20 protein-coding genes, 1 tRNA gene and 1 pseudogene are annotated in these 20,333 nt (G+C 67.8%); 11 read left to right on the top strand and 11 right to left on the bottom strand.

Annotated elements, in window-relative coordinates; translation table 11 throughout:
• Positions 1 to 195 (top strand): annotated as a pseudogene (locus tag E3T37_RS16615) (hypothetical protein); the annotation flags it as partial.
• A 586-nt stretch (positions 196 to 781) separates the two neighbouring features.
• Positions 782 to 1,624: a hypothetical protein gene (locus tag E3T37_RS00625; protein ID WP_134364926.1), complete on the top strand. Its 843-nt coding sequence runs from the start codon at positions 782 to 784 to the stop codon at positions 1,622 to 1,624.
• Positions 1,625 to 1,690: 66 nt separating this feature from the next.
• On the opposite strand, the gene E3T37_RS00620 is transcribed toward E3T37_RS00625, so the two are convergent.
• Together E3T37_RS00620 and E3T37_RS00615 are read right to left on the bottom strand one after the other, a co-directional pair.
• Positions 1,691 to 2,257, bottom strand: a complete 567-nt coding sequence (locus E3T37_RS00620; RefSeq protein ID WP_134364925.1) for a hypothetical protein — start codon at positions 2,255 to 2,257, stop codon at positions 1,691 to 1,693.
• A 55-nt stretch (positions 2,258 to 2,312) separates the two neighbouring features.
• Entirely contained in the window at positions 2,313 to 3,038 is a 726-nt protein-coding gene (locus E3T37_RS00615) for a hypothetical protein (RefSeq protein WP_134364924.1), read from the bottom strand.
• A gap of 110 nt (positions 3,039 to 3,148) precedes the next feature.
• Here E3T37_RS00615 and E3T37_RS00610 point away from each other — a divergent pair, with 110 nt between their 5' ends.
• On the top strand, positions 3,149 to 3,844 hold the full coding sequence (locus E3T37_RS00610) for a phosphoribosyltransferase (RefSeq protein ID WP_134364923.1): 696 nt from the start codon (positions 3,149 to 3,151) through the stop codon (positions 3,842 to 3,844).
• A 21-nt stretch (positions 3,845 to 3,865) separates the two neighbouring features.
• Entirely contained in the window at positions 3,866 to 5,560 is a 1,695-nt protein-coding gene (locus E3T37_RS00605) for a bifunctional 3'-5' exonuclease/DNA polymerase (RefSeq protein ID WP_134364922.1), read from the top strand.
• 14 nt (positions 5,561 to 5,574) lie between these two features.
• Here E3T37_RS00605 and E3T37_RS00600 read toward each other — a convergent pair whose 3' ends face one another.
• Positions 5,575 to 6,162, bottom strand: a complete 588-nt coding sequence (locus tag E3T37_RS00600; RefSeq protein WP_166806048.1) for a PadR family transcriptional regulator — start codon at positions 6,160 to 6,162, stop codon at positions 5,575 to 5,577.
• 244 nt (positions 6,163 to 6,406) lie between these two features.
• Here E3T37_RS00600 and E3T37_RS00595 point away from each other — a divergent pair, with 244 nt between their 5' ends.
• Positions 6,407 to 6,928, top strand: a complete 522-nt coding sequence (locus E3T37_RS00595; protein ID WP_134364920.1) for a DUF3145 domain-containing protein — start codon at positions 6,407 to 6,409, stop codon at positions 6,926 to 6,928.
• An 80-nt stretch (positions 6,929 to 7,008) separates the two neighbouring features.
• On the opposite strand, the gene E3T37_RS00590 is transcribed toward E3T37_RS00595, so the two are convergent.
• The 6 genes from E3T37_RS00590 to aceE form a co-directional block, all read right to left on the bottom strand.
• Positions 7,009 to 8,244: a beta-ketoacyl synthase gene (locus tag E3T37_RS00590; protein WP_134364919.1), complete on the bottom strand. Its 1,236-nt coding sequence runs from the start codon at positions 8,242 to 8,244 to the stop codon at positions 7,009 to 7,011.
• A 105-nt stretch (positions 8,245 to 8,349) separates the two neighbouring features.
• Positions 8,350 to 8,598 carry an acyl carrier protein gene (locus E3T37_RS00585; RefSeq protein ID WP_134364918.1) on the bottom strand — a complete coding sequence of 83 codons (249 nt, stop codon included), beginning with the start codon at positions 8,596 to 8,598 and terminating at the stop codon, positions 8,350 to 8,352.
• A 62-nt stretch (positions 8,599 to 8,660) separates the two neighbouring features.
• Positions 8,661 to 9,665, bottom strand: coding sequence for a beta-ketoacyl-ACP synthase III (locus tag E3T37_RS00580; protein WP_134364917.1), 1,005 nt, complete (start codon positions 9,663 to 9,665; stop codon positions 8,661 to 8,663).
• Positions 9,666 to 9,677: 12 nt separating this feature from the next.
• On the bottom strand, positions 9,678 to 10,604 hold the full coding sequence (locus E3T37_RS00575) for an ACP S-malonyltransferase (RefSeq protein WP_134364916.1): 927 nt from the start codon (positions 10,602 to 10,604) through the stop codon (positions 9,678 to 9,680).
• A gap of 130 nt (positions 10,605 to 10,734) precedes the next feature.
• Positions 10,735 to 11,940: a CdaR family transcriptional regulator gene (locus tag E3T37_RS00570; RefSeq protein ID WP_134364915.1), complete on the bottom strand. Its 1,206-nt coding sequence runs from the start codon at positions 11,938 to 11,940 to the stop codon at positions 10,735 to 10,737.
• 7 nt (positions 11,941 to 11,947) lie between these two features.
• Positions 11,948 to 14,674: a pyruvate dehydrogenase (acetyl-transferring), homodimeric type gene (gene aceE, locus E3T37_RS00565; RefSeq protein ID WP_134364914.1), complete on the bottom strand. Its 2,727-nt coding sequence runs from the start codon at positions 14,672 to 14,674 to the stop codon at positions 11,948 to 11,950.
• 268 nt (positions 14,675 to 14,942) lie between these two features.
• Here aceE and E3T37_RS00560 point away from each other — a divergent pair, with 268 nt between their 5' ends.
• The 6 genes from E3T37_RS00560 (at position 14,943) to E3T37_RS00535 (ending at position 18,517) form a co-directional block, all read left to right on the top strand.
• Positions 14,943 to 15,410: a peroxiredoxin gene (locus tag E3T37_RS00560; RefSeq protein WP_134364913.1), complete on the top strand. Its 468-nt coding sequence runs from the start codon at positions 14,943 to 14,945 to the stop codon at positions 15,408 to 15,410.
• Between the two features lie 72 nt (positions 15,411 to 15,482).
• Positions 15,483 to 15,555, top strand: a tRNA-Val gene (locus E3T37_RS00555).
• Between the two features lie 125 nt (positions 15,556 to 15,680).
• The gene (locus E3T37_RS00550) at positions 15,681 to 16,385 is read left to right on the top strand and encodes a GAF and ANTAR domain-containing protein (protein ID WP_160140994.1); all 705 of its coding nucleotides are present in this window, start codon (positions 15,681 to 15,683) and stop codon (positions 16,383 to 16,385) included.
• 20 nt (positions 16,386 to 16,405) lie between these two features.
• Complete coding sequence (locus E3T37_RS00545) at positions 16,406 to 17,122, top strand: GAF and ANTAR domain-containing protein (RefSeq protein ID WP_134364911.1); 717 nt, start codon at positions 16,406 to 16,408, stop codon at positions 17,120 to 17,122.
• A 107-nt stretch (positions 17,123 to 17,229) separates the two neighbouring features.
• Positions 17,230 to 17,568: a hypothetical protein gene (locus E3T37_RS00540; RefSeq protein ID WP_134364910.1), complete on the top strand. Its 339-nt coding sequence runs from the start codon at positions 17,230 to 17,232 to the stop codon at positions 17,566 to 17,568.
• A gap of 103 nt (positions 17,569 to 17,671) precedes the next feature.
• Complete coding sequence (locus tag E3T37_RS00535) at positions 17,672 to 18,517, top strand: universal stress protein (protein WP_160140995.1); 846 nt, start codon at positions 17,672 to 17,674, stop codon at positions 18,515 to 18,517.
• Positions 18,518 to 18,547: 30 nt separating this feature from the next.
• Here E3T37_RS00535 and E3T37_RS00530 read toward each other — a convergent pair whose 3' ends face one another.
• Entirely contained in the window at positions 18,548 to 19,378 is an 831-nt protein-coding gene (locus tag E3T37_RS00530; protein ID WP_134364908.1) for a universal stress protein, read from the bottom strand.
• Positions 19,375 to 20,280, bottom strand: a complete 906-nt coding sequence (locus E3T37_RS00525) for a universal stress protein (protein WP_160140996.1) — start codon at positions 20,278 to 20,280, stop codon at positions 19,375 to 19,377. Before E3T37_RS00525 ends, E3T37_RS00530 begins: the two co-directional genes overlap by 4 nt.
• Between the last annotated feature and the right edge of the window lie 53 nt (positions 20,281 to 20,333).

The following is a 20,333-nucleotide window of genomic DNA, read 5'->3' as shown; positions in this document are numbered from 1 at the left end:
GCGGACGTCCACTACGGCCTCGCGGCCGGCAAGGCCATCGACCGGTCAGCGACCTTGGCCGCCGCACGCGCCCAGAACCCGGAACGATTCGGCACCACGGCCGACCCGAAGATCCTCGCCCTGCCCGGCACCACCTGGATCAACAAACCAGCCGAGCAAGAAGAGAAGGAACAGGAAGCAAAACTAGCCGCCTAAACTCACGCTGGCCTCATTCACCTTGACAAATTCCGGGACGGCGGCCACCAGATCAACCTCTTGAGGGGCGTCTGCGTTCATCGCGCCGGGTCGTAAGCGTCAGAAGTACAGGTTCCGTGAAAGTCTCAGTCAAGTCCTAGCTAAGAAGCGCAAACCGGTGTAAGGATCTCAGGGCCCGCATTCATCGACGCCCGGGCATATGCCGGCCGGAACCCAACGTTCCTCCAGTACAAGTTGGGGTCAGCGAGTAAATAGACGTAGGGTCGGCCGGACTGGCATGGTCAGTTTCGACGCGCCAATGGGTACCTCAACGGGGTGAATCCGCTCTCTGGGCGCCACTCTGATAAGCGCCCCGTGCAGGGGTTTGACAGGTAAAAATGAGGTTTCATCCAGAAATCCCCGACATGCTTGCACCTTCGTTCGCCCGGCTGTACACGGTCGCGGTTCCACTGATCCAGATGCGGCGGGTGCACCCCCTGCCCCGGGCGCATCGCAGGAAGTCATGCTTACCCTCCCCCCGCTCCACCCCCAGTCCCGCCGCAGGGAAATCTCCACAGCTCGAAAGCGCACCCGAACCAGAACCCGTTTGATCGTCGCCGGCTCCGTCCTCGGCATCGCCGGGCTCGTGGCGGGGGTCGGCACCACGGCCGTCGCCCATTCCTCGGCGGCCAGCGCCGAGAGTATCGCGGAAACGCGGGTGCTCTCCGAGAGCACGGGCGTTCGCCACGGTCAGCTCTCGGTTTACTCGGCCATCGCCAAGTCGACCGCCGACCACCGCGCCGAATCCACCATCAGCGCGGCCACCGGCGTGATCGCCACCATGGCGAACAAGGTCGACGCCACCCCGCTGGCTTCTTCCGTGGCCTCTCTCGGAAACTATGAGGAGCTGGAGACGGATGCCGTCATCTCGCTGACTCTGCAAACCAAGTCAGAGACCGCGGCGGCCCAGTCGGCCGTGGCCGAGGTCGACCGCGCTGCCGCATCCGCCGCGGCGGAGGCAGCGGCAGCTGCCGCTGCCGCTGCCGAGCAGGCCAGGGCCGTGGCGGCGCAGGCCGCAGCTGCGGAGGCCGCGAAGGCCAGCCAGGTCGCTCCGGCACCCGCGCCGTCCCCAAGCGGGGGCAACTCGCCCGATGCCGCCCGCGCCACCGCCCGCGCGATGGCCGCCTCGAACTACGGCTGGGGCGACTCGGAGTTCTCCTGCCTGAACCAGCTCTGGGAGCGCGAGTCCGGCTGGTCGTACACGGCGTACAACCCCAGCGGGGCGACCGGCATCCCGCAGGCACTTCCCGGCAGCAAGATGGCCACGACCGGCTCCGACTGGGCCACCAACGCCACCACCCAGATCGCCTGGGGTCTCGGCTACATCAGCGGCAGCTACGGTTCGCCGTGCTCGGCGTGGGCACACTCCGAAGCCAACAACTGGTACTGACCCTGGCACTGATCGGCCCGGGCTGACAGTCTGGCCCGAGCAGCCTGACCGTGAGCCGCGGGGCGGCTACGCCCGCTTCCGGTGATGTGCCAGGGGCTTCGGGGGAACATCCGGCGCCGCGTGGTCCGCGGCTGGCCGCAGTTCCGACTGCCGGGCCACCGCGAGCAGGTCCCACGGGTTCTCGCCCGTGACGGACACCCCTTTGGCGCCGGAGCGGCGAGTTCGGCCCCGCACGAGCAGGTAGTGGGTCGCGAAGACCCGCCCGCCGACGCGCTCCTGGGCGTTGTGGAAGAAGACCACGTTGGCGACCGGCCCGCTGCCGTCGTCGAGGCTGACGAAGACGACCCGGCGTCCGCGCCGCATCGGGGGAGTGTTCGTCGCCCGCCGCACCCCGGCGACCAGCACCTCGGTACCCCCGGGGAGTGAACTGAGCTGCGCGGCCGGTGTCACGCCGAGCTTCCCGAAGAGCGGGTGGAAGCGCGCCATCTGATGGCTGCTGACCGAGAGGTGCAGGTCTCGGAGCTCCAGATCGGACTGGGTGCGGCCGTAAAGGTCGAGTGAGGTGACCCCGCCGCCGGACTCGGGCAGGGGCAGGTCCACGTCGAACGCGAGCTGGTCATCGTCGATGTGCACCGCCCGGCCCTGCAGCCCCTGAACGTGGGCGAGGAGCTGGTGCCGGCGGTCGAGGTCATAGCCAACGAAACAGTCCCGGAGCGCCGACCCGGGCGAGGGCCTCGAAGGTCCGCTTGCGGGGGTGCACCCGGTTCCGGAAATCCTGCAGCGAGGTGAACGGCTGGTGCCGGGCAATCCGCGCCCGCTCCGCCTCGCTGCTGCCGACCAGCTCCGGCAGGGCCAGACGGATGCCCAGACTCCCGTCGACGAGTTCCTCCACCCGGTATTCCAGCCCGCTGGTCTGCACATCGAGACCCAGCACGGGAACGCCGAGGTTTCTCGCCTCGGCCACGATCAGGTCCTTCGGCCACATGCCGGGGTCGTGCGTGAGGAGCCCGGCCAGGAACTCGGCCGGGTAGTGGGTTTTCAGCCAGGCCGACTGATAGGTCGGGAGGGCGAAGGCGGCCCCGTGAGCCTTGGCGAATCCGAAACTGCCGAAGCCGGCGAGCACCCGCCAGACCTGGGCGATCAAGGCGGGCGGGAAGCCGCGTTCGAGGGCGCGGCGCCGCACGAACTCCTCGATTCGGGGCAGGTCCCTTGGTCTGCCGAGATGACGCTGCAAGACATCCGCTTTTCCCAGGCCGCAGCCGGTGAGTTCGTCGAACAGGCGCATCACCTGTTCGTGGAAAATAACGACGCCCCTGGTCTCCCGCAGGATCGGCTCGAAGCGCGGGTGCAAATAGCCGGGGGCGACTTCTCCGTGCCGGGCCTGCAGGTACTTGAGCGGCATGTTGTTCTGCATCGGGCCTCCGCAGGGGTTTGATCCGTCCGACCCGAGGGCCTCGACAAACGGAGGACCGGACGGCAGAATCTCCCAGAGAAGAGCCCAGACCGGGAGCGGACGGGAGCCGGATGTTCACGGATCGGAGCGAGGCCGGCCGGCTGCTGGCAGACCGGGTCGCGGAACGCCTGGCCGAACTGCGCCGGTCAGACCCCGCGCTGTCCGACCCCGTCGTCTACGCCCTGCCGCGGGGCGGGGTCCCGGTCGCGGTCGAGGTTGCCCGGCGCCTGCACGCACCGCTGGATCTCGTGCTGGTGCGCAAGATCGGGGCGCCGGGCTACCCGGAGGTGGCGATGGGAGCGGTGGTCGACGGCGTCGACAGGCAGACCATCCTCAACGAGGACGTCTTCGCCGCCACCGGGGGCGATGCGGCGGGCCTCAGCCGCGCCAGAAGCCGGGAACTGGCGGAAATCGAGCGCCGTCGCATCCGTTACCTGGGCGACCGGCCGCAGATCAGCCCGGCCGGGCGGGTGGCGGTGATCGTTGACGACGGACTCGCGACGGGAGCAACCGCCAAGGCCGCGCTCTCCGCAGTGAAACGCCAGGGGGCCCGGCTGGCGGTGCTCGCCGTCCCGGTCGCTCCCGCGGATTCCATCGCCGACATGCTGCGGTACGCGGACGAGATGATCGTGCTGCAGACACCCCGGGACTTCTGGGCGATCGGCCCGTTCTACCGGGATTTCCACCAGCTCTCCGATGACGAGACCGTGCAGTTGCTCCGGGAGGCTTGGGCCCGGCGCGACGAAACGGCAACCGGGGACGTCTGATCCGCACGGCAGAATGGAAGGGTGCACCTTCTGGCGAGTCGAACGGCCAACGGCGAGATCCTCGTCCGGCACCTCGACGCCCGGGGCCGGCTCGTCGAACCGGCCACCCGGCTCGCCGAGCACGAATTTCCCCGGTTCGCCCTCCGGCAGGAGTCATCATCCTTCCCGCGCTGGGTGTTCGAGGACACGTCCCGCATCTACCCCCTGCTGCTCGCCGGCGGGGTGAGGGTACAGCGCGGCCATGACCTGCGCCTGTGCCACGCGATCCTGCGGCTGGCGGCCGCGACCGATTCGAGCGAGCTGGCCCGGGCGGAGCCGAGCCGGTGGGATCGGGCGCCGGCCTTCGAACCCGAGGCCGCGGAGCCGGGATCGACGCTCTTCGACCTCATCGTCGACGACGACGCCTCGCACGACGACTTGCCGGAGGAGTTCCGGCGCCAGTTGGAGGCGGTCGCCGCCGCCGCCGACCCGGGCCGTCTCCGCCTCCTATTGGCGGCGGAATCGGCCGGGGCGCTGATCGCGGCGGAAATGCAGTTCGCGGGGCTGCCCTGGCGAACGGACATCCACGATCGGCTGCTGACCCGCGAACTGGGCCCGCGCGTCGCCCCGGGAATCCGGCCGGAACGCCTGGAGGAACTCGCGCAGGTCATCCGCCGGGAGCTGGGCGACCCCCACTTGAACCCGGATTCGCAGCCGGACCTGATGCGCGCGCTCCTGCGGGTCGGACTGGAGGTCTCGTCGACCCGCGCCTGGGAACTGCAGAAGCTGCAACATCCGGTGATCGCTCCGTTGCTCGACTACAAGAAGCTGGCCCGCCTGCTGAGCGCCAACGGTTGGTACTGGATGGACACCCGGATCGTCGAGGGCCGCTTCCACCCTGAGTACATCCCGGGCGGCGTGGTGACCGGGCGCTGGGCGACCCGGGGCGGCGGCGCCCTGCAATTGCCCAAACAGGTTCGCGGTGCGGTCGTGGCCGATGAGGGCTGGAAACTCGTCGTGGCGGATGCCGCCCAGCTGGAACCGCGCATCCTCGCTGCGCTCTCCCGGGACACCGCCATGGCAACGGCGGGCCGGGGCGCCGACCTCTATGCCGGGATCGTGTCCAGCGGTGTGGTCGAAACCCGGGACCACGCCAAGGTGGCCATGCTGGGCGCCATGTACGGAGCGACCACCGGGGAAAGCGGGCGGCTGCTCCCGCAATTGAAGAAGGCCTACCCACGGGCGATCGAACTCACCGAAACGGCCGCCCGCGCGGGCGAGCGCGGTGACGTGGTCTCCACCCGGCTCGGGCGGTCCTCGCCTCGCCCCGGTGAACGCTGGCTCGCCGCCCAGGCCCAGGCCTATCACCCCGGGGCAACGGATGCCGACGAACGCCGCGCCCGCAGCCAGGCCCGTGACTGGGGTCGGTTCACCCGCAATTTCATCGTGCAGGGGAGCGCGGCGGAATGGGCGCTTTGCTGGATGGCTGAGATCCGGCGGGAACTCCGTCTGCTCCAACCGGGCCAGGCGCGGGGCCCGGTCTTCGCCGAGTCCCCGCACCTCGTGTTCTTCCTGCACGACGAGGTCATCGTGCACACGCCGGAGCACCTGGCCGACGATGTCCAACGGATCGTGAGCCGCGCTGCGGCAACGGCCGGCCGTCACCTGTTCGGCGACTTCCCGGTCGACTTCCTGCTCACGGTCGCGGCGGTCGACAGTTATGCCGAGGCCAAGTGACCCGGTGCGTTGGGTCAGACCGGGGCAGCAGCAGGGCGGCGCCCTCGTCTGGGCCGGGCGGTACTGAGCCCGTGCCGGAACGCGTCCGCGGGGCCGTCGCCGAGGCGTGCGTCGGCTTCATCGAGCCAGGACAGCGCCGCGCAGGCCAGGGCGTGTTGCGCCCGCACTGCCAGGCGATCCTGCCCGGTGCCTGACTGCGGGTCCGAGTCGCGGCCGACAGCGCCGGAGTCGATTCCGGATCGCCACCGATCCCGGTAACTGGCGATGATGTCCCGGGCATCCGAGTGGGGGAGGGAGGACGCGATCAGCACCCGGTCGACCAGGTCGTTCCACTCCTCGCCGCTCGCGCTGTCGGTGTCGTGCAGCCAGGCCAGGGCCTCGCTCCGACCGAGGGCCGTATTGCGGTAAAGCGGTAGCCCGTCCGGAGTGGCGCCGGCCGATTCGATGGCCCCCTGCTTCAGGAGGCGGTCGAGGGTCGCGTAGATCTGTCCGACGTTGACGTGTCGGCGCCCGCCCGTTCTGGACCCCAGCTCGCCGTGCAACTGGAAACCGTAGGCCGGGCCGATCGTGAGGATAGCCAGCAAGCCGCAACGTACGGACATGGGACCTCCGAATCGGTTGAAAACCTTACTCAGTATATCCGACCGTGCACGGCGTCTCGCGGCCGGTCTTGTCATCTCCCGGGTGCCTGAGGCATAATTCAGCTATCGGTTGCAGGCCCCGAGGGTCCTCGGCCGGATAGATTCACGCATCCGCTGCATTGTTTCATTCAGGCATTGAATCATTCGGCAGTGCTTCGTTCAGAGGTCGTTGGGGAAGACGCATCTCACAGAACGGAGAAAAACGATGGCGGCAACCCAGGCTCGGCAGGCGACGACTGCGCGGGGAGTTCTTTATGTGCACTCGGCGCCGCGGGCGCTGAGTCCCCACGTGGAGTGGGCAGTCGGTCGAGCGCTGGGGCTGGCGGTCAATTTCGACTGGAGCGACCAGCCCGTTCTTCCCGGCGCCCAGCGCGCGGAATTCCAGTGGGAAGGTACGCGCGGCACCGGGGCCGTGCTCGCTTCCGCCCTCCGTGGCTGGGATCACCTGCGGTACGAGGTGACCGAGGATGCGGGATTCGGCACGGATGGTGGTCGATGGTTGCACACGCCCGGCCTCGGCATCTTTTTCGCCCAGACGGATACCGCAGGCAACGTCGTGATCCCGGAGGACCGGCTGCGCAACGCGATGGAGCTGGCCGGGGCCAACGCTCTCGCACTGCACCGGGAGCTGCGGCTGGCCCTGGGACAGGCGTGGGACGACGAGCTGGAGCCGTTTCGCCACGCGAGCGATTTCAACGCCGTGGTCTGGCTGCACCAGGTCGGCTGACACCCGGGACACAATGAGAACGACCCCGGCCGGATACCCGGCGGGGCCGTTCTCGTTCGGGGACCGTTTCCGCCGCGGCGTTACGCCGAGCGGAAGGCGACGACGGCGTTGTGACCGCCGAACCCGAAGGAATTGCTGATGGCGAGCAGGTCGCCCGCCGGAAGGGCCCGCGGACTCGTCACCACGTCGAGCGGGATGTTCGGATCCTGATTCTGCAGGTTGATCGTCGGCGGCAGGGTGCGCTCGGACAGGGCCAGAACCGTGAACAGGGCCTCGATCGCGCCGGCACCACCGAGGAGGTGACCGGTGGATGCCTTGGTCGCCGACACCGGGATGCCCTCGAGCAGGTCGCCGAAGACACGCCGGAGTGCGTTGTACTCCGCGATGTCGCCGACCGGGGTGCTGGTCGCGTGGGCGTTGATGTGGACCACGTCGGAGAGGCTTGCTCCGGCGTTGCGGATTGCCGTGATCATGGCGCGGGCCGCGGCCGTTCCTTCGGGGTCCGGAGCGGTGATGTGGTACGCGTCGCTGGTCACGGCGCCGCCGAGGAGCTCGGCGTAGATGCGGGCGCCGCGAGCCTTCGCGTGCTCTTCCGTTTCGACAACGAGGGCCGCTGCCCCTTCACCCAGCACGAAACCATCCCGGCTGATGTCGTAGGGGCGGGACGCCGTGGCCGGGTCGTCGTTGCGCTTGGAGAGGGCCTGCATGGCCGCGAAGGATGCGATCGGCAGCGGGTGGATCGCGGCTTCGGAGCCACCGGCGATCACGATGTCGGCGAGTCCGGCCTGGAGGCGGTTGTAGGCGTTCACGAGTGACTCGGTGCTCGAGGCACAGGCGGAGACGACGGTCGTGATGCCGGCCCGCGCATGCAGGTCCATCCCGATCGCGGCTCCGGGGCCATTGGGCATGAGCATGGGCACGGTCATCGGCAGGACACGGCGGGGACCGCGTTCGCGGAGGGTGTCCCAGGCGTCGAGGAGCGTCCAGACTCCGCCGATGCCGGTCGCCCAGTCGACGGCCAGTCGTTCGGGGTCGGCCTCGGGGGAACCGGCGTCCGCCCAGGCCTCACGGCCGGCGATCAGTGCGAACTGGCTGGAGGGATCGAGACGCTTCGACTCGTGCCGGGCGAGCACATCGGCCGCGGAGACCCGGGCCTGGGCGGCGAAAGTCACGGGGAGCTGAGTGCGGGCCACCCATTCGTGGTCCAGCGTGCTCGTACCCGATTCGCCGGCGAGCAGGGCGGTCCAGCTGTCGGCGGCCGTGCCGCCGAGCGGGGAGGTCGCACCGATGCCGGTGATAACGATCTTTTTGGTCATAACGTTAACTCTCCGTGAGACGAAAAAACGAGGACAGGTCACACAGATCAGGCCGGTCGGCAGTTGCCGGCCGGCCTGATCCGTGATGGCCCTGTTCGGTGAGGGCTAGACCTGCGCCTTGACGATGAAATCGACGGCGTTGCCGACGGTCTTGAGGTTCTTGACCTCTTCATCGGGGATCTTGACGTCGAACTTCTCTTCAGCGTTGACGACGATGGTCATCATCGAGATGGAATCGATGTCCAGGTCGTCGGTGAACGACTTCCCCAGCTCAACCGTGTCGGCTGCGATGCCCGTCTCGTCGTTAATGAGTTCGGCCAGGCCGGCAAGAACTTCTTCGGTGGACAATGCCATTTTTTTCTCCTTGGGGGTGTCTCGTATGACCGAGACTCAGTTTAGAGGGGGATGGGTGAAATCTAGGGAAGCACGACGACCTGCGCGCCGAACACCAGACCGGCCCCGAAGCCGATCTGGAGGGCGAGGCCGCCGCTGAGCTCAGGGTGCTCCGCGAGCAGGCGGTGGGTGGCCAGCGGGATCGACGCCGAGGACGTGTTCCCGGTGGTCGCGACGTCACGGGCGATGACGACGGATTCCGGAAGCTTGAGCTGCTTGGCGAACTCGTCGATGATGCGCATATTCGCCTGGTGGGGGATGAACGCGGCGAGCTGGCTGCTCTCGATGCCGGCGACCTCCAGTGCCTTCTTCGCCACCTTGGCCATATCCCAGACGGCCCAACGGAAGACGGTCTGACCCTCCTGGCGCAGGGTGGGCCACTCGGCCTCGCCGCGACGATACTCCTGAAGAGTGGCGTTCATGGTGATGGCGTCGGCCTTGGAGCCGTCGGATCCCCACACTGTGGGAGCGATTCCGGGGTAGTCGCTGGGACCGATGACGACCGCGCCGGCGCCGTCGCCGAGCAGGAAGGAGATGCTGCGATCGGTCGGGTCGACGAGGTCGGACAGCTTCTCCGCGCCGATGACCAGAGCGTAGTGGGCGGCCCCCGTACGGATCAGGGCGTCGGCCTGCGCTACGGCGTAGGCGTATCCCGCACAGGCCGCGTTGATGTCATACGCCGCGGCCGGGTTGGCGCCGACCCGGTCGGCGACCACGGCGGCGATGGAGGGCGTCTGGCGCCCGTTGCTGATGGTGGCCACGATGACGGCGTCGATCAGGTTCGGCGCAATGCCGGACTTCTCGATGGCCTCGCGGGCGGCATCCGCGGCCAGGTCGACCGCCTCGACGGACTGGCTGGCCCGGGTGCGGGTGACGATGCCCGTGCGCTGTTGGATCCACTCATCGGAGGAATCGATCGGTCCGACCAGGGCGTCATTGGGAACGAGGAGATCCCCACGCGCGGCGCCGACTGAGAGGATCCGGGTGAACTGGGGGCCGTGCGACTGCTGGAGTGTTGGCTTGGACATAGTCTCTTTCGGTCAGGCTTGGTTCTGCTGGTCGATCAGGTCGAATGCAGCAGGCAGGTCGTCCGGCGTCTTGATGGCGACGCTGGGTACACCCTTGAGTGCACGTTTCGCGAGCCCCACGAGGGCGCCGGCCGGCGCGAGCTCGATGATTCCGGTGACACCGGCAGCCGCGAACGACTGCATGCACAGGTCCCAGCGTACCGGCGACGAGACCTGATGAACCAGCAAGTCGACGAATCGAGCGCCGCTGGAGACGGAGGTGCCGTCCCGGTTGGTCCAAATCGGCAGGGTCGGATCAGTGGCGGGCAGCGCCGCCGCTACCCGGGTGAGGTGCTCCACGGCGGGCTGCATGTAACGGGTGTGGAATGCGCCGGCGACCTGGAGAGGAATGACCCTGGCCCGGGTCGGCGGGTTCTGCCCGAGGGCGGCCAGGGCGTCGGGGGATCCGGCCACGACGATCTGTCCGCCGCCGTTGAAGTTGGCGGGGGCGAGTCCGAGTTCGTCGAGGCGGGTGAGGAGCTCCGTCTCGTCCGCGCCGATGACGGCGCTCATGCCGGAGGGTTCCAGTGCGGCGGCCTCGGCCATAGCGTTTCCGCGCTCCCGCACGAACCGCACAGCGTCCGCGGCGGTGAGGATGCCCGCGCCGGCCGCGGCCGTGATCTCACCGACGGAGTGGCCGGCGATCCCACTGATCCGATCCCGGCGTCCGTCGACCAGGATCGCGTCCAGGGTGAGGAGGCCGGCGGCCACGATCAGCGGCTGGGCGATTCGGGTGTCTCGGATCGTGTCGGCGTCGCTGACCGTGCCGTGGCGCACGAGGTCGATCCCGCATACGTCGGAGATCTCGGCCAGGCCGGCGGCGAAAGCGGGGTCCGCCAGCCAGGGTTCGAGGAATCCGGGGGTTTGCGAGCCCTGACCCGGGCAGACGACAACAATCATTCGTCCAGTCTCCCAAGCCCGTTCCCGGAACGGGTGTCGATCCTCCACCAACTATCCAGGAAACGTTTGTCGGTAACCACCAGTCGGGCGGTCCTGAGGGTGGTGCGGTTCGCCGTCGGCGACGTGCGGTTCACCGTCGGCGAGTAGACCCGTCGTGATCGCTGATCGAACCGATGATGAGCGCGGCCTGCAGAATAAGCGCTTCTCTGGCCCCGGTCGCGTCATAACCGATGACCTCTGAGACCCTCTTCAAACGGTACCGAACGGTGTTCGGGTGCACGAAGAGTTCCCGGGCGGTCGCCTCGAGGGACCGGCCGTTGTCGAGGTAGCACCAGAGGGTGGTGAGCAGCTCGGTCGAATGGGCCTGCAGGGGCCGGTAGATGCGGTGGATCAGGGTGGCCCGGGCGAGGGGGTCGCCGGCGAGGGCGCGCTCGGGGAGCAGGTCGTCGGCCTGGACCGGGCGGGGTGCGTTGCGCCAGGACCGCGCCACGGCGAAGCCGGCGAGGGCAGCCTTGGCGCTCTTGGAGGCGTCCACCAGATTGGGCACCTCGTGGCCGAGCACCAGGTGGCCGGCGCCGAAGCTCGGTTCCAGCTGGACCGCAATTTCCATGAAACTGAGCGCGGACGCCGTGCCGATGTTCTCCTCCGCATCCGCGGGTCTGGGATGGGCGCGACCGATCACCAGCACGAGACGATTGCCCTGCACGCCGATCAGGACGTCCGCGGCCATGTGCCGGGCCGATCGCCGCAACTGGTCGACGTCGAGCATCTTGGGGGTCGTCCCGACGAGCACGCACACCTCGCCGTGCCCGTGCCAGCCCAGAGCGGCGATCCGGCTGGGAAGTTCGTCGTCATATTCGCCGCTCAGGATCGAATCGACGACGAGGGCTTCCAGTCGCACGTCCCAGAGTCCGCGCGCTTCCGCGGCCCTGGCGTACACATCGGCCGCTCCGAAGGCGATCTCCCTCGAGTACAGGAGGATGGCCTCCCGAAGGATTTCGCCACCGTCCTTGATCCTCTCCTCCACCACCTCGACTGTGACCCTGATCAGCTGCAGCGTCTGCTGCAGGCTGATGGAGCGCAGGAGTTCGCGGGGGGCCGCGCCGAAGACGTCCGCGGCGATCCAGGGAGTGGACCGTGGGTCGTCGAACCAGGAGATGAACGACGTGATCCCGGCCTGGGCGACCAGCCCCACCGCGGACCGCCGCCCCGGCGGCATATCGCCATACCAGGGCAGCGTGTCCTCGAGACGTTTCAGCGTCGCCGTAGAAAGCTCACCCGAGATGGTCCGGAGCCAGGTGAGCGTTTGTTCTTTTGTCTTCGGCGTCGATGCCACTGGTCGCTTAGCTCTCGCCCCCGGCGGAACCGGTGGTTCCGGCGGTCACGTCGTGCAACCGGTACCTGTCGATGGCCTGGCTGACCAGGCTCCGGTCGATCTCGCCACGCTTGGCGAGAAGCTGCAGCGTGCGCACCACCATCGACGGTCCGTCGATCTTGAAGAACCGGCGCGCGGCGGGGCGGGTGTCGGAGAAGCCGAAGCCGTCCGCGCCGAGCGTCGCGAAGTCGCCGGGGATGAACTGGCGGATCTGGTCAGGCACGGCGTGCATGAAGTCGGAGACCGCGATGAAGGGTCCCGCTGCTCCGGCGAGCTTCTCCGTCACATACGGAACGAGCGCTTCGTTGTCCGGGTAGAGGAAGTTGTGCTCCTCGGCCCGGATTCCGTCGCGCCGCAGCTCGGCCCAGGACGTGACCGACCAGACATCTGCCGACACCCCCCAGTCCTCGGCGAGCAGCTTCTGTGCTTCGAGCGCCCAGGACACGGCCACGCCCGACGCGAGCAGCTGGGCCTTCGGCCCGGTGATCGGCGAGTGATTGACGCGGTGGATGCCGCGCACGATGCCGTCCACGTCCACCTCCTCGGGTTCCGCCGGCTGCACCTGCGGTTCGTTATAGACGGTGATGTAGTACATGACGTTCGGGTCGGTGTGCGTGCCGCCGTACATCCGCTCGAGTCCGGAGCGCACGATATGCCCGATCTCGTAACCGAATGCGGGGTCGTACGACACGACGGCCGGGTTGGTCGAGGCCAGCAACGGGGAGTGCCCGTCGGCGTGCTGCAGGCCTTCCCCGGTCAGGGTCGTGCGTCCGGCGGTGGCGCCGATCATGAACCCGCGGGCCATCTGGTCGCCGGCAGCCCACATGGCGTCGCCCGTGCGCTGGAAACCGAACATGGAGTAGAACACGTAGATCGGGATCAGCGGCTCACCCTGGGTGGCGTACGAGGTGCCCACGTTGGTGAATGCGGCCATCGCGCCGGCTTCGTTGATGCCCACGTGCAGGATCTGTCCCTGGGGGCTTTCCTTGTAGGCCAGGAGCTGCGCGTGGTCGACCGAGGTGTACTGCTGGCCGTTGGGGTTGTAGATCTTCGCGTTCGGGAAGAACGCGTCGATTCCGAAGGTGCGGGCCTCGTCCGGGATGATCGGCACGATGCGGTTCCCGAAATCCTTGGCGCGCAGCAGCTCCTTGAGCAGCCGCACGAAGGCCATCGTGGTCGCGATCTCCTGCGTTCCGGAGCCCTTCTTCGTGGGCGCGTAGGTCGCATCGTCGGGCAGGTTGACCTGGGTGTACTTGCTGCGACGTTCGGGCAGGTACCCGCCGAGGGCGCGGCGGCGCTCGTGCAGGTACTGGATGGCCTCGTCGTTGTCGTCCGGTTTGAAGTACGGCGGCAGGTACGGGTTCTCCTCGAGCTGGGCATCCGTGATCGGCATGTGGGTGCTGTCGCGGAAGGTCTTGAGGTTGTCGAGGGTGAACTTCTTCATCTGGTGGGTCGCATTGCGGCCCTCGAAGCTCGGCCCGAGGGCGTAGCCCTTGACGGTCTTCGCGAGGATGACGGTCGGCTGTCCCTTGTGTTCCGAGGCCGCCTTGAACGCCGCGTAGACCTTGCGGTAGTCGTGTCCGCCGCGCTTGAGGTTCCAGATTTCATCGTCGGTGTAGCCCTCGACGAGCTTGAGCGTTCGGGGGTCGCGGCCGAAGAAGTTCTCGCGCACATAGGCGCCGCTTTCGGCCTTGTAAGTCTGGTAGTCCCCGTCGGGGGTCGCGTTCATCAGGGCGCGCAGGGCACCGTCGGAGTCGCGGGCGAGGAGGTCGTCCCACTCGCGGCCCCAGACGACCTTGATCACGTTCCAGCCGGCGCCGCGGAAGAAGCTCTCCAGTTCCTGGATGATCTTGCCGTTGCCGCGCACCGGGCCGTCGAGGCGCTGGAGGTTGCAGTTGATGATGAAGTTGAGGTTGTCCAGGCCCTCGTTGGCGGCAACCTGAAGCTGTCCGCGGCTCTCGACCTCGTCCATTTCGCCGTCGCCGAGGAACGCCCAGACCTGCTGGTCGCTTGCGTCCTTGATCCCGCGATTGGTGAGGTACCGGTTGGTCTGGGCCTGGTAGATCGCGTTGATCGGGCCGAGTCCCATCGACACGGTCGGGAACTGCCAGAATTCGGGCATCAGCCGCGGGTGCGGGTAGGAGGACAGGCCGTTCGGGGCGTGTGACTTCTCCTGGCGGAATCCGTCGAGCTGGTCAGCGCTCAGGCGGCCCTCGAGGAAGGCGCGGGCGTACGTGCCGGGGGAGGCATGGCCCTGGATGAAGATCTGGTCTCCACCGCCCGGGTGGTCCTGGCCGCGGAAGAAGTGGTTGAAGCCGACCTCGTAGAGTGCGGCGGATGACGCATAGGTGGAGATGTGCCCGCCGACGGAGATGCCGGGACGCTGGGCTCGGTGCACGAGGACCGCCGCGTTCCAGCGGATCCAGGCACGGTAACGACGTTCGATGTCCTCGTCGCCGGGGAAGTCGGGTTCGCCGTCATCGGCGATCGTGTTGATGTAGTCCGTTGTCGGCACCATGGGTACGCCCAGGTGCAGTTCCTTGGAGCGCTTCAGCAGGCTGAGCATGATCTCGCGACCGCGCTCGTGTCCCTGGGCCGATACGAGCGAGTCCAGCGATTCCGACCATTCGGCCGTTTCCTCCGGGTCCGCATCCGTGCTGTTCACCGAATACGGGTCCTGGTCGTTGACAGTCACACTCGACCTCTCTCTGTTGGTCTCTGTTGGGCAGACCGTGTTGGTGCCGATCATGCCGGGATAGCTGCGCCGCTTCACGGTCGGGTCACGACCGATGGCACCACGCAAGCCTACAGATTATGCCTGTGGTCCGTGCACGAACGATGCGTGTCGTTTTCAGGCCGCAGGATGCCGCCGGGCGGGGCCGATTCTTGGTTCACCCAGTCACCGGGGCTAGGCTGTGTCGCCGCCGCTCAAGTTCGCGCGGGCGGAGGAAAGGAAGCGCAGCATGGCTTTGGAGAACGACACCCAGGCTCCCGATTTCGAGCTCGTCAACCAGTTCGGCGAGCGGGTCCAGTTGAGCCGGTTCCGCGGGAAGAAGTCGGTTGCCCTGGTCTTTTTCCCGCTCGCGTTCTCCGGCATCTGCAGCGGTGAGCTCTGCGAACTGCGAGACAACCTCTCCCTGTTCGAGTCCAGTGGCGTCGAGGTGGTCGGGATCTCGGTCGACTCGCGGCACACGCTCCGGGCGTGGGGAGAGCAGGAGGAGTACACCTTCGACCTTCTGGCCGACTTCTGGCCCCACGGCGCGGTGGCCAAGGAATACGGTGTCTTCCTGGAGGATAAGGGCTTTGCGAATCGTGCCACGTTCCTGATCGACCCGGACGGAATCATCCGGGCCAGTTTCATCACCGCCCCCGGTGAGGCTCGCTCGCTGGAGGCGTACCGCGCCGCGATCGAGGAACTCCAGCCGGCCTGACCGGCCCTGGCGTACGGCGGCCGTGCAGAATCGGTATGATGGTGCACGGCCTGCAGAGGTCGACGTTTCAAGGGGCCTTTAGCTCAGTTGGTAGAGCGCCACGTTTACACCGTGGATGTCATCGGTTCGAGCCCGGTAGGGCCCACCCCTCAAGAACCACCCATAACCCTCCGTGGGGCGAGAGGTCGTGAGGTACTGTGCACCAGAATGAGCACGCAGGTGCCGTCACCACGACCGCTTCGGGCAGAGCGCGTCGAGGGGGTGGGCGTCATGACTCGGTCTGACCGGCTGTCCTTCGGCGTCGCGGTCGAGGAGCTGACCAGCGCTCACCTGCACCAGACCAATCTCTGCGCACCGTTCCTCAGGGCGCTGCCCGTCGACGGGCTGGCGATCTCCACCCTCGGGGTGCCGTTCGGCACCGAAACCATCTGCGCGAGCAACGCCGCCGCGGCCCGCATCGATGAGATCCAATTCGATCTCGGCGAGGGGCCGTGCTGGGACGCCAGGGCGACACGTCGGCCGGTGCTGTCCCCGGACATCCGTCACGAGGCCAATCTCGACTGGCCTGTCTTCCAGCGCACTCTCGGCGACACCGAAGTCGGCGGGATCTTCGCCTTCCCGATGCTGGTGGGCTCGCTGGACATCGGCGCCGTCGACTTCTATTCGCGAATGCCCCGCGCGCTCACCCTCGGGCAGATCGAGGATGCCACCACCCTCGTCGGCATCGCGGCCCGGCAGGTGCTTCGGCGGGTGCTGCTCTCGAATACGATGAAACCGGACGCCGACGACGATCGGGGCTACTCCCGACGCGTCGTGCACCAGGCGACCGGAATGGTGCTGGCCCAATTAGACGTATCACCCTCGGACGCGCTTCTCATCCTGCAGGGTTACGCCTTTTCGCACGGTCAAACGGTGCGAGAGGTCGCGGAGAACGTGGTCGCACGAAATATTGATTTTACTTCAGAATTAAATTAGACGGGTCTTAGGATAAGTTCATGGTGACCAAGTCACGTGAAGGTCAGCTGGTTGAGACATTCGTCACTCTGGCCGACACCCTGGTGGTCGGCTACGACGTGGTGGATCTGCTGCACACGCTGGTTGAGACGTGCGCGACGCTCTTCGAGGCGTCAGCAGTCGGAATCATCCTGACCGCCGGTGACGACACCGATCTCGAGGTTGTGGCCTCGACCAACGAGTGCAGCCGTCTGATCGAGATCCTGCAGCTTCGAGCCGGCAACGGCCCGTGCGTCGAGTGCTACACCACGGGCAGGCCCGTCGCGATTCCCAACCTCGAGGTTCTCTCGCCGGACTGGACGCGGTTCCGGGCCGGAGCCATCGAGCTCGGATTCAAGTCCATGCACTCGGTTCCGCTGCGCCTGCGTTCCACGACCATCGGTTCGCTCAACCTTTTCTGGGACCGCCTGGGTGGGCTGGGAGCTGACGACCTGCGCACTGTCCAGGCTCTGGCCGACACCGCCACGATCGGAATCCTGCAGGAACGGGCCATCCGGGAGAGCGACGTGGCCCGTGCCCAGTTGCAGCACGCCCTCAGCAGCCGGGTGCTGATCGAGCAGGCCAAGGGTGTGGTCGCTTTCACCCACACCGTCAACATGGACGAGGCCTTCGCTCTGCTGCGCCAGCACGCGCGCAGCAACGGCCTGCCGCTGAACGACGTGGCGGAGCGAATCGTCAACCGGTCCCTCTCGCTGTAGCCCCGCTGCTCGGGACGCCCGCATTTCCGGCCTCGGCCGGGCTATAGTGTGACTCACGCCCCAGACCCTGGCTGCACGTGTAATTTTCGTGAGCTATCGAGGTCACCATGAAGCGCATTTTCCATCCCGGCGGCTCTGTCCTCACCGGAAGCGAACTCGCGGATGCCGTGATGCATTACGCGGAGGCCTTGAGTTCACGCGGGCAGGTCGACGTCATCGACATCCCGGTCGCGGATGAGACTGGACTGCCCGGTCGTGCCCAGTTCCTGATTGGCGCATCCAGCCAGCTCGTCTGTGTCACTGCCGACGCCGTGGACCAGGAGCTGGTGGAATCGGCGAAGTCCGATGACCTGCGCCGCAAAGCGCTGTCCGGCACGGCGAGCGGTCGGGTTTCGTGGACCGGGGACGGGCTTGATTCGCCGCAATTCGACGAGTTCGAATACTGACGGTCTGCTGCAGCGGCCCGCGGGATGACCGGGACTTTCGGCCCTGTCAGGCTCGGTTCTGACCCGACACCATTGAGGCCGGTGCACGGGAATGGAGAAGATCATGGACGAACGCGTTGTGGTCGGGATGAGCGGCAAGCCGTCGGACCGGGATGCCCTGCACTGGGCCCTCGACTACGCGCGCCCGAGACGGTTCGCAGTCGAGCTGGTTCACGTCGTCGACGAGAACTGGGCGAGTCTGGCCGCCGGGTACGAGCACACCGCGCGGGAGCAGGCTGAACGCAACCTCGCCCGGGAGATCGCGGATGCGGCACCCCTGGCGCCGGAGCTGAAGCTCCACGCGACCGTGCTCACAGGTTCGCAGGCCGGGGCGCTGGCCGACCGGGCAGAAGGCGCTGCACTGCTGGTGATCGGCTCACATGCGCTCGGGCGCTTTCGGGACTATGTCTTCAGCACCCGTTCCGCGCAGATCGCGGCCCGTGCCCCCGGCTCCGTCGTCATCGTTCCCGAACGAAGTAACCGGGACGGCACCGGGGTCGTTGTCGGCGTCGACGGCTCCGAGGCCTCGCTTGCGGCCGTCCAGTTCGCCGCCGAGCAGGCGGACCGTCTGGGGCAGCGCCTGACCGCCGTGTACTGCTGGAGCGTGCCCGCTCCGTGGACCGAGGAGGGCGCCATGATCGACTGGCCGATGCAACCGGATGACGCCGACCGGCTGGTCCTCTCCGAAGCGGTCGCAGGACTGGCCGAACGCTACCCCGACCTGCAGTTAGACCTTCGGCTGGACCTGGGTCTGCCGGTCGATGCGCTCGTCACGGCCGCGACCGGTGCGAGCCTGCTCGTCGTGGGCAACCATTCCCGGAACGGATTCGCCCGCTTCTGGCTGGGTTCGGTCAGCCACGTGATCGTGCTGACCATGCCCTGCCCGGTGGCCGTGATCCGGAGCGTGTGACCCGCAGCGAGTGACGTCCGGGGCCGGGGCTCAGGCGGGCCTGGCGATAAGGATGGGAACGTTGATGTTCATGAGCACGTCGTGGGTGACCGATCCGATCACCGACTGTGTCGCCCCTCGCGGGTGGGACACGCCGACCACGATCAGGGACGCGCCCGCGCCCGCATCCAGCAGGGCTTCCGCGGGGTCGCGGTTCACCAGGCGCCGGCGAACGACCACGCCCGGCGCGGTGGCGCTCGCGACCGCGGCCGCCTCGCTGAGGAGCAGGTGCGCGGCGTCGGCGCTCTCGGGCAGCTCAGGCGACGCCTTCCCCGTGCAAAGTGTCGGCGGCGCGTGCACCAGGATGAGCTCCTGGCCGAGCCGGTCGGCTTCGCGGGCGCCTCGGATGACGGCCGACGTCGAACCCTCGAACCGGTCCACCCCGACGACAACCCCGCGCCGGGTGTCGAACGTCGTGTCCGGGATGACTGCCACCGTGCACGGCGCAGCGGCCGCGATCTGCACGCTGCGGGATCCGAGCACGCGCCCCCGCAGGAACCCGGTCTTGTGGGTGCCCACGATGAGGGTGTCGTCGGCCAGCGGAAGGGCGGCAAGGGTCCAGGACGGCGCGCCGTGCAGGATGATGGCGCCGATGTCGAGCCTGGGGTGAGCCTTCTTCGCCAGGGCGAGCTCCTCGGCCAGCAGGGCACTGGCGTGTCGCTCCGCATCCTGCGCATAGGACGGGCCGAGAAGGCCCCACTCGTCGTCGACGACGTTGACCAGGACCGCCGGAGAATCGTCCTCGGCTGCCCGGGACAGTCCCCAGCTGATCGCAGCTCGGCTCGGCTCGGAGCCGTCTGCCCCGATGTAGTAGGTGTTCACTGTGCATCCTTTCCGGTCGCCTGGTCGCGGTCACCCGCGTCGTCGGGGCGAGGAACGACCGCGACCGGGCAGGGCAGATTGAGTAGGACGTCGTGACTGACCGATCCGAGGAAGAGGGAGCCGACGGCGCCGCGGCCGTGAGTGCCCACCACGATCAGGGAGGCGTCCCGGGAAGCCTCCACGAGAACAAACGCCGGCAGGCCCTGTTCCAGGACTTCGGTGACCTGGAGGTCGGGGTTGGCTGCCCGGACCCGCTCTGCGCGTTCGGCGAGGATCTCGGCGTGCGCCTGCCGCAACTCGTCATAGGGAATCACGGCCCCGAATTCGACCGCCACCGTGGCCGGGATCGTCCAGGCATGCACGATGCTGAGCGGGCGGCCGAAGTGAGCGGCCTCGCGGGCGGCGAAGTCCAAGGCCCCGGCTGCCAACGCATCGTCTTCCAGTCCGACCACGACGGGCCCGGTTCGTGGCGCCCATACCGCGGGGACGACGATGACGGGGCACTTCGCATGGGCGGTGAGGCGCAACGGAAGGGTCCCGTAGACCGCTCCGGCGAGCACCCCCGTCTTGTTGGTGCCGATGACGAGGAGGTCCGCGGCGGCGGACGCCCGGACGAGTTCATCGGTGGGGACCCCGTGGCGGATGTACCCGGTCTTGCGGCAGTTCGGTGCGGCCTGGTCGACCCGGCGGATGGCTTCGGCGAGTGCGCGTTCGTAGGCGGGCTGGAAGTCATCCTCCGGCCCCCCGGTGGGGGACCAGCCCATTTCCACCACCGTCGTCAGTTCGAGGCTCACCGAGGCTGACGGGAGCCGCTCGGCCGCCAGAGCGCGGTCGAGGGCCCACTCGAGGGCGGCCCTGCTGGCGGGCCCGCCGTCGATGGCGACGATCACTTTTTCGACCATGGCTGGCCTCCTTCCCTCGCGTCCCCCCTCACGGTGACAGCGTCGGGAGGCGC

The organism is Cryobacterium sp. TMT2-10, from assembly GCF_004403075.1.
GTDB lineage: Bacteria > Actinomycetota > Actinomycetes > Actinomycetales > Microbacteriaceae > Cryobacterium > Cryobacterium shii.
Note: the sequence above shows the minus strand (reverse complement) of the source record. Positions and strands in the feature narration are given on the sequence as shown.